Below are 6,178 nucleotides of genomic sequence, written 5' to 3'. Positions count from 1 at the left end.
GTTTTGAACTTCTTCTTCGGCACTTTTACAAATGTCTTCTGAAGTTCCTTCTTTTTCTAATTTTTTGATATCCGTATTGGCATCTTTTCGAGCGTTTCTAACACCAATTTTAGCATCTTCAGCTTCAGACTTGGCTTGTTTTGCCAATTCACGTCTACGGTCTTCAGTAAGAGGAGGGACGCTAATGATAATCATATCCCCATTATTCATTGGGTTGAATCCAAGATTGGCAACCATAATTGCTTTTTCAATTGGATGCAACATGTTTTTTTCAAAAGGTTGAAGGGTGATGGTTCTAGCATCAGGCACACTGATTTTTGATACTTGGGACAACGGAGATGCTGATCCATAATAATCAACAAAAACACTTCCCAACATGGCAGGTGATGCTTTGCCGGCACGAATATTTAAAAATGCTTTTTCTAAATGCTCGATAGAACCAGTCATTGATTCTTCTGTGCTATCTAATATAAATTCAATTTCTTCTGTCATTTTTTTTAAGATTTCAGAGTTTTTAGACTTCAGATTTCAGATTGTTGTGCTGTTATCTGAAAACTGCCTACTGCTTTTTATATGTTTACTACGGTTCCTATATTTTTTCCTTCACAAATTTTTAATAGATTCCCTATTTTGTTCATGTCGAATACTACTATTGGTAGTTTATTTTCTTGGCTTAAAGTAAATGCAGTGGTATCCATTACATTTAATCCTTTTTTCAATACATCTTCAAAAGAGATGAAATCAAATTTTATTGCAGACGCATTTTTCTCTGGATCACAGTCATAAACACCATCTACACGAGTTCCTTTTAGAATCACATCGGCATTGATTTCGATACCACGTAAAACGGCAGCTGTATCTGTTGTGAAATATGGATTTCCGGTTCCTGCTCCAAAAATAACGATTCTTCCTTTTTCCAAGTGACGATCCGCTCTTCTTTTGATGTAAGGTTCAGCGATTGATTCCATTTTTAGGGCAGTTTGCAAACGGGTTTTCATGCCTTTATCTTCAAGAGCACCTTGCAATGCCATTCCGTTGATAACTGTTGCTAACATTCCCATGTAATCTCCTTGTACTCGGTCCATTCCAGAACTGGCTCCAGCAACACCTCTAAAAATGTTTCCTCCACCAATTACTATAGCTATTTCTACTCCTTTGGCGTGAATTTGCTTGATTTCATCGGCATATTCGGCCAATCGTTTTGGATCAATTCCGTATTGTAAATCACCCATTAAAGCTTCACCACTTAATTTCAGAAGGATTCTTTTGTATTTCATCAGTCAGTTTTTGTTTTTAAGGTCTCCCTTCGTTTATCGAAAGTAATTTGCATCACTGATTGGGTTCAATGCTGTCAAATTTGTGCAAATATAGACATATTCTGTTTTTTTTGAAAATAGAGTTCCTTAAATATTTAAATTAAGTTTTTTGGTAACTATTTAGTACTCTTATATAGGTAGTAAGTCGATAAGTTGCTGATATTCTGAGTTTTTTAATGCTTTGTGTTTTTTTAGATGGTGAAATATTAATTTTGTCGTTTTTTAAATGGACTGTTTAAATCTTAGTAACTTAGTATCTCAGTAGTTTAGTGTCCAGTGAAGAATTAAGCTTTTTATATGTTTTTTTCGCCGATTCGTATCCAATTTCAAAGATAGCCTCCATTTTGACTTTGCTTGTTTCAAAAGTGCTATAGAGTGATAAAGCCTCGGGTTCTATCAGCCAATCGCAATGATCAAATTTGTGTATGCTGGAATTTGCCGAGAATAGATCAAAAGCTCTAGCGGTTACCGATTTGATAGAGGTCAAATCTTTGGCTTCTATTTTTTGGATTGGACTAACATAAACACCGATTAAAATGTCGCATTTCTCTTTTAAAATATCTGTTGGGAAATGATTAAGAATACCTCCGTCACTGTATAATTTACCGTTAAATTCATAAGGAGACATTACTCCTGGAAATGATGATGATGCCAAGATTGCATCTATTGTTTTGGTTTCGGGGCCAAATATTTTTGATTTTCCTTTAATCATATCGGTTGCGGTAATATGAACAGGAATTTTAAGTTCAGACAAAGTGGTGTCTTTAAATATTTCATAGAAATATTCTTTGAATGATTCGGAATCTATGAGGCCCGGTTTGGAGAATGTAAAATGTTTCCAATGAAAAAAATAAATGGATTTAAAGAATTCCAAAATAGCCTCGGGTGATTTGCCGCTTCCATATAAAGCAGCAACAATTGAACCCGCACTTGAACCCGCAATTTGGGTAGGAATGATATTTTTTTCTTCCAAAAATTTCAAAACCCCAGCATGAGCAATGCCTTTTGATCCACCGCCGGATAATATTAAACCGATTGATTTTGATTCGCTGTCCATTTTATAAAAATATGCATTTTGTTTGTTACAATGTGATTTTTATCACGTTTTTAAACAACTGGTATTGTTAATTTTGTATCAAATAAATTTGTATAATGAAATAAGCATGTCGTCATTGGGAGTATACACCAATGAAGATATGCTGTTTTATAACAAAGAGTAATAAATTAATTATGAAAAGTTCAGTAGCAAAGGCGTTGTTTAATAGTTACACTTATTTAGAATATAAAAAGATCGTATCCGATTTGCTCTCCGAAGGAAAGTCAACTGGGAGTGAGCAATCTAAAGATTTGTTACATTATAGTACCCTAAATGAAACCCGGTTGAAGCGTCTGGATAAGACGATAACCATCTCTGAGGAAATAAGCGAAAAATTAAAAGTACTTGAAAAAGAATATATTTGGTTGGTTATAGCCGAAGGTTGGTGTGGGGATGCTGCACAGATTTTACCAATTTTAAATAAAATGGCTGCAGAATCGGATAATATTGATTTGAAAATTGTTTTCCGCGATTTGAATGATGATTTGATGAATCAATTTTTAACGAATGGTGCCAGAGCGATTCCGAAACTCCTTATTATTGATAAAGAATTAGGTAAAGTTTGCAAACATTGGGGACCAAGACCCAAAGGTGCTACCGATTTAATTAAAAACTATAAAGAACAATTTGGAATTGTAGATGAAGATGCGAAAACACAATTACAATTGTGGTATTTGCACGATAAAGGATTGTCTGTGCAAAATGAAGTTGTTGAGATGATGTATTCAATTAAAGAATATGCCTGTTTATAAGTGGAATATACCTGTTAATAACTATAAGGTACTTTTTTTTGTTTTTTATTTTTTTATATCAAAAAAAATGTAAATTAGTGACTGCTAACCACATCTATTATTTTGATTTACTTTTTTTTATTGGTGTATTTAAATATTGTTCAACAATTAAAAAAAACATCATTATGAAAAAACTATTTGAAAAAGTTTACGATTATGTATCTCATTTTCTATTTGGAAATGAAAGTGCTACACATTATTAATTAATGACGTAAACAACTTAGAAAAGAGAATGAGTTAACATTACTCCGATTTTAGTAAAAACACATCGCAAATTCAATTCTGTATTTGTTATGTGTTTTTTTTTGATTACAATCGAGGGGTTAGAGTTTGTTCGAATAAATTCACATCGATTGCATCAGCTACATTGTAATCGCCAATTTTAGTGCGACGCAAAACTGTTAAATGCGATCCTGAATTCATCGCTTTCCCAAAATCATAAGCCAAGGAGCGAATGTAAGTTCCTTTGCTGCAAACTACCCTAAAATCGACTTCGGGAAGTGCAATTCTTGTGATTTCAAATTCGTGGATCGTAGTTTTTCTTGAAGCAATTTCTACTGTTTCTCCAGCACGGGCATGTTCGTATAAACGCACACCGTCTTTTTTTATGGCCGAAAAAATAGGAGGTTTTTGGTCAATTTCACCCAAAAACTGTTTTACGGTTTCGTGGATAAGAGATTCGTCGATATGTTCTGTTGGGAAAGTTTGGTCAATTTCAGTTTCCAAATCATAGGATGGAGTCGTGGCTCCAATGTAGAAAGTTCCGGTGTATTCTTTGGGTTGGCCCTGTAATTCGGTAATTCTTTTGGTGAATTTCCCCGTGCAAACCAATAATAATCCAGAAGCCAATGGATCCAAAGTTCCTGCATGTCCAATCTTAAATTTTTTTGGTAATCCTGCTTTATTGATTAAGGCATACTTAAGTTTGTTTACTGCCTGGAAAGAAGTAAAATGCAAAGGTTTGTCAATTAAGAGAACCTGACCGTTTAAAAAATCTTCAGTTGTCATTAAAGTACAGTCAAAGGATGAATGAAAAAGTGTATTGCCAATAATATGATTCCGGCAATAATTCGGTAATAACCAAAAACTTTAAATCCGTTTTTGGTTAAAAATCCAATGAAGCTTTTAATCGCTAAAAGAGCAACAATAAAAGCAACCACATTTCCTATAACTAAGAAATTGATTTGATCGTCTGATAAAACAAATCCATCTTTATAATAATCGTAACATTTTTTTACCGTCGCACCTAGCATAGTAGGAACCGCAAGGAAAAAGGAGAATTCCGCAGCCGAGGTGCGAGATAAATTTTGAGCCATTCCACCAACAATCGAAGCACCACTTCTGGAAACTCCAGGAATCATGGCAAGACATTGGAATAAACCTATTTTTAAGGCTTGTAAATATGTGACATCTTGAGCATTTTCTGAGACGTCTGGGTTGTTGAACCATTGGTCTACTTTTAATAAAATGATACCACCTATCAATAATGAAACGGCAACGGTCACTGGATTTTCAAGTAAAGCGTCAATTTTTTTGCTGAAAAGCAATCCAAAAACAACAGCTGGTATGAATGCAACTAATAATTTGAAGTAAAAATCAAAGGATTGGAAAAAGCGTCTGAAATACAAAACCAACACCGATAAAATGGCACCTAATTGAATTACAATGGTAAAAAGTTTGGTAAAATCATCGTGTGCAATTCCAAAAAAAGAGGAGGCGATAATCATATGCCCTGTAGAAGAAATGGGTAAAAATTCGGTAATTCCTTCTATAATGGCAAGGATAATAGCTTGTAATGTATTCATTTAATTTTAGATTTTAGACTACAGATTTCAAATTTCAGTTTGTTGTTAACTGAATATCGAATACTGTAAACTATTTTTTAGGGTTTTTAAGAATGGCATAAATGGTAATTCCAAATCCAATTAAAACAGTGGTTGGAGCCAAACGAATTCTTCGGAAATCAAAGACAGCATCATTAAAAACATTTGGGTCATCGCTTCCTCCACCAGACATCAATAAAAAGCCCAATGCAATTACTCCAATTCCAATCAATAGAATTTTATAGTTTATTTTCTCAAAAAGGAATTCGTGTTTGTGTTCTTCGTTTTTCATTTTGTTATTGCGAGGGACGAAGTAATCTCATCCTCTGTTTTAAGTTTATGTTTTTTTCTGAATATTAACGATTAATATAAATCGTCTGTTCTTAAATTCAAGAAACGTTGCGTTGCAAAATAAGTGCTCAACCAAGTGATTAAGATACCAAGACCAAATACAGCAATCAATACAAGGCCTATCAGTAATTTATCATCTAGGATTCCAAGGTCTGGGAAGCTGTTTTCTAAATAAACCAAAACACCTATTAAGGCAAGAATAGCAAGTCCTGCACCAATCATTCCCAGTTTTATGCTGCGCAATACAAATGGTTTTCTGATGAACGATTTTGTTGCGCCCACCATTTGCATCGTTTTGATGATAAATCGATTGGAATATATGGATAGTCGTAGTGAACTATTGATTAAAAGTACCGCTATGAAGGTCAAGAAAGCACTGACGATTAAAATCCACATACTCACTTTTTTGATATTGTCGTTTACTAAGTTTACCAATTGTTTATCGTAAACAATATCCGAAACCATTGCGTTTTTGCGTAAGCGGGATTCGATTTTTGCAATGCTGTCTCTAACAACATAATCCGCTTTTAAGTGAATATCGTATGAGTTTTGCAAAGGATTTTCGCCTAAGAATGTTACGAAATCTTCGCCAATAATATCAGTATGTTCTTTTGCCGCCTGTTCTTTGGTTACATATACAAAAGTTTTAGAAAATTTGGTGGTTTTCAGTTCCTGACCAAATGCCTTAAGAATAGAGTCATTGGCTTCATTTTTGAAAAAAACAGTCATTGCTATTTTTTCTCTGAAGTCATCGGCTAGTTTTTTGGAATTGATGATAAAAAATCCCAGTATACCTAGTAG

General features: G+C 34.0%; 8 protein-coding genes. 1 reads left to right on the top strand and 7 read right to left on the bottom strand.

The annotated features are described in order from the left end of the window. From frr to VFS71_RS19285, 3 genes are all read right to left on the bottom strand, one after another. Positions 1-492: ribosome recycling factor (frr, locus tag VFS71_RS19295; RefSeq protein WP_326403298.1), on the bottom strand; the 492-nt coding region annotated here is incomplete at its 3' end. Between the two features lie 77 nt (positions 493-569). Then, entirely contained in the window at positions 570-1,277 is a 708-nt protein-coding gene (pyrH, locus tag VFS71_RS19290) for a UMP kinase (RefSeq protein WP_326403297.1), read from the bottom strand. Between the two features lie 289 nt (positions 1,278-1,566). Beyond that, positions 1,567-2,373, bottom strand: a complete 807-nt coding sequence (locus VFS71_RS19285; protein ID WP_326403296.1) for a patatin-like phospholipase family protein — start codon at positions 2,371-2,373, stop codon at positions 1,567-1,569. A gap of 173 nt (positions 2,374-2,546) precedes the next feature. On the opposite strand from VFS71_RS19285, the gene VFS71_RS19280 reads away from it, so the two are divergent. Beyond that, positions 2,547-3,164 (top strand): thioredoxin family protein, encoded by a 618-nt coding sequence (locus VFS71_RS19280; RefSeq protein ID WP_326403294.1) that lies wholly within the window; start codon positions 2,547-2,549, stop codon positions 3,162-3,164. A 348-nt stretch (positions 3,165-3,512) separates the two neighbouring features. Here VFS71_RS19280 and truB read toward each other — a convergent pair whose 3' ends face one another. The 4 genes from truB to VFS71_RS19260 form a co-directional block, all read right to left on the bottom strand. Next, on the bottom strand, positions 3,513-4,211 hold the full coding sequence (gene truB / locus VFS71_RS19275) for a tRNA pseudouridine(55) synthase TruB (RefSeq protein WP_326403293.1): 699 nt from the start codon (positions 4,209-4,211) through the stop codon (positions 3,513-3,515). Beyond that, positions 4,211-5,008 (bottom strand): undecaprenyl-diphosphate phosphatase, encoded by a 798-nt coding sequence (locus VFS71_RS19270; RefSeq protein ID WP_326403291.1) that lies wholly within the window; start codon positions 5,006-5,008, stop codon positions 4,211-4,213. The genes truB and VFS71_RS19270 overlap by 1 nt, the downstream gene beginning before the upstream one ends. Positions 5,009-5,078: 70 nt before the next feature. Beyond that, a complete protein-coding gene (locus VFS71_RS19265) occupies positions 5,079-5,318 on the bottom strand; it encodes a DUF3098 domain-containing protein (RefSeq protein WP_326403290.1) in 240 nt (79 codons plus the stop codon). 71 nt (positions 5,319-5,389) lie between these two features. Continuing rightward, the coding region (locus VFS71_RS19260; RefSeq protein ID WP_326403288.1) for a cell division protein FtsX at positions 5,390-6,178 on the bottom strand (789 nt) is incomplete at its 5' end.

Origin of the sequence: Flavobacterium sp. (assembly GCF_035760125.1) — a bacterium.
Lineage (GTDB): Bacteria > Bacteroidota > Bacteroidia > Flavobacteriales > Flavobacteriaceae > Flavobacterium.
This window is presented reverse-complemented; position numbering and strand designations above follow the sequence as displayed.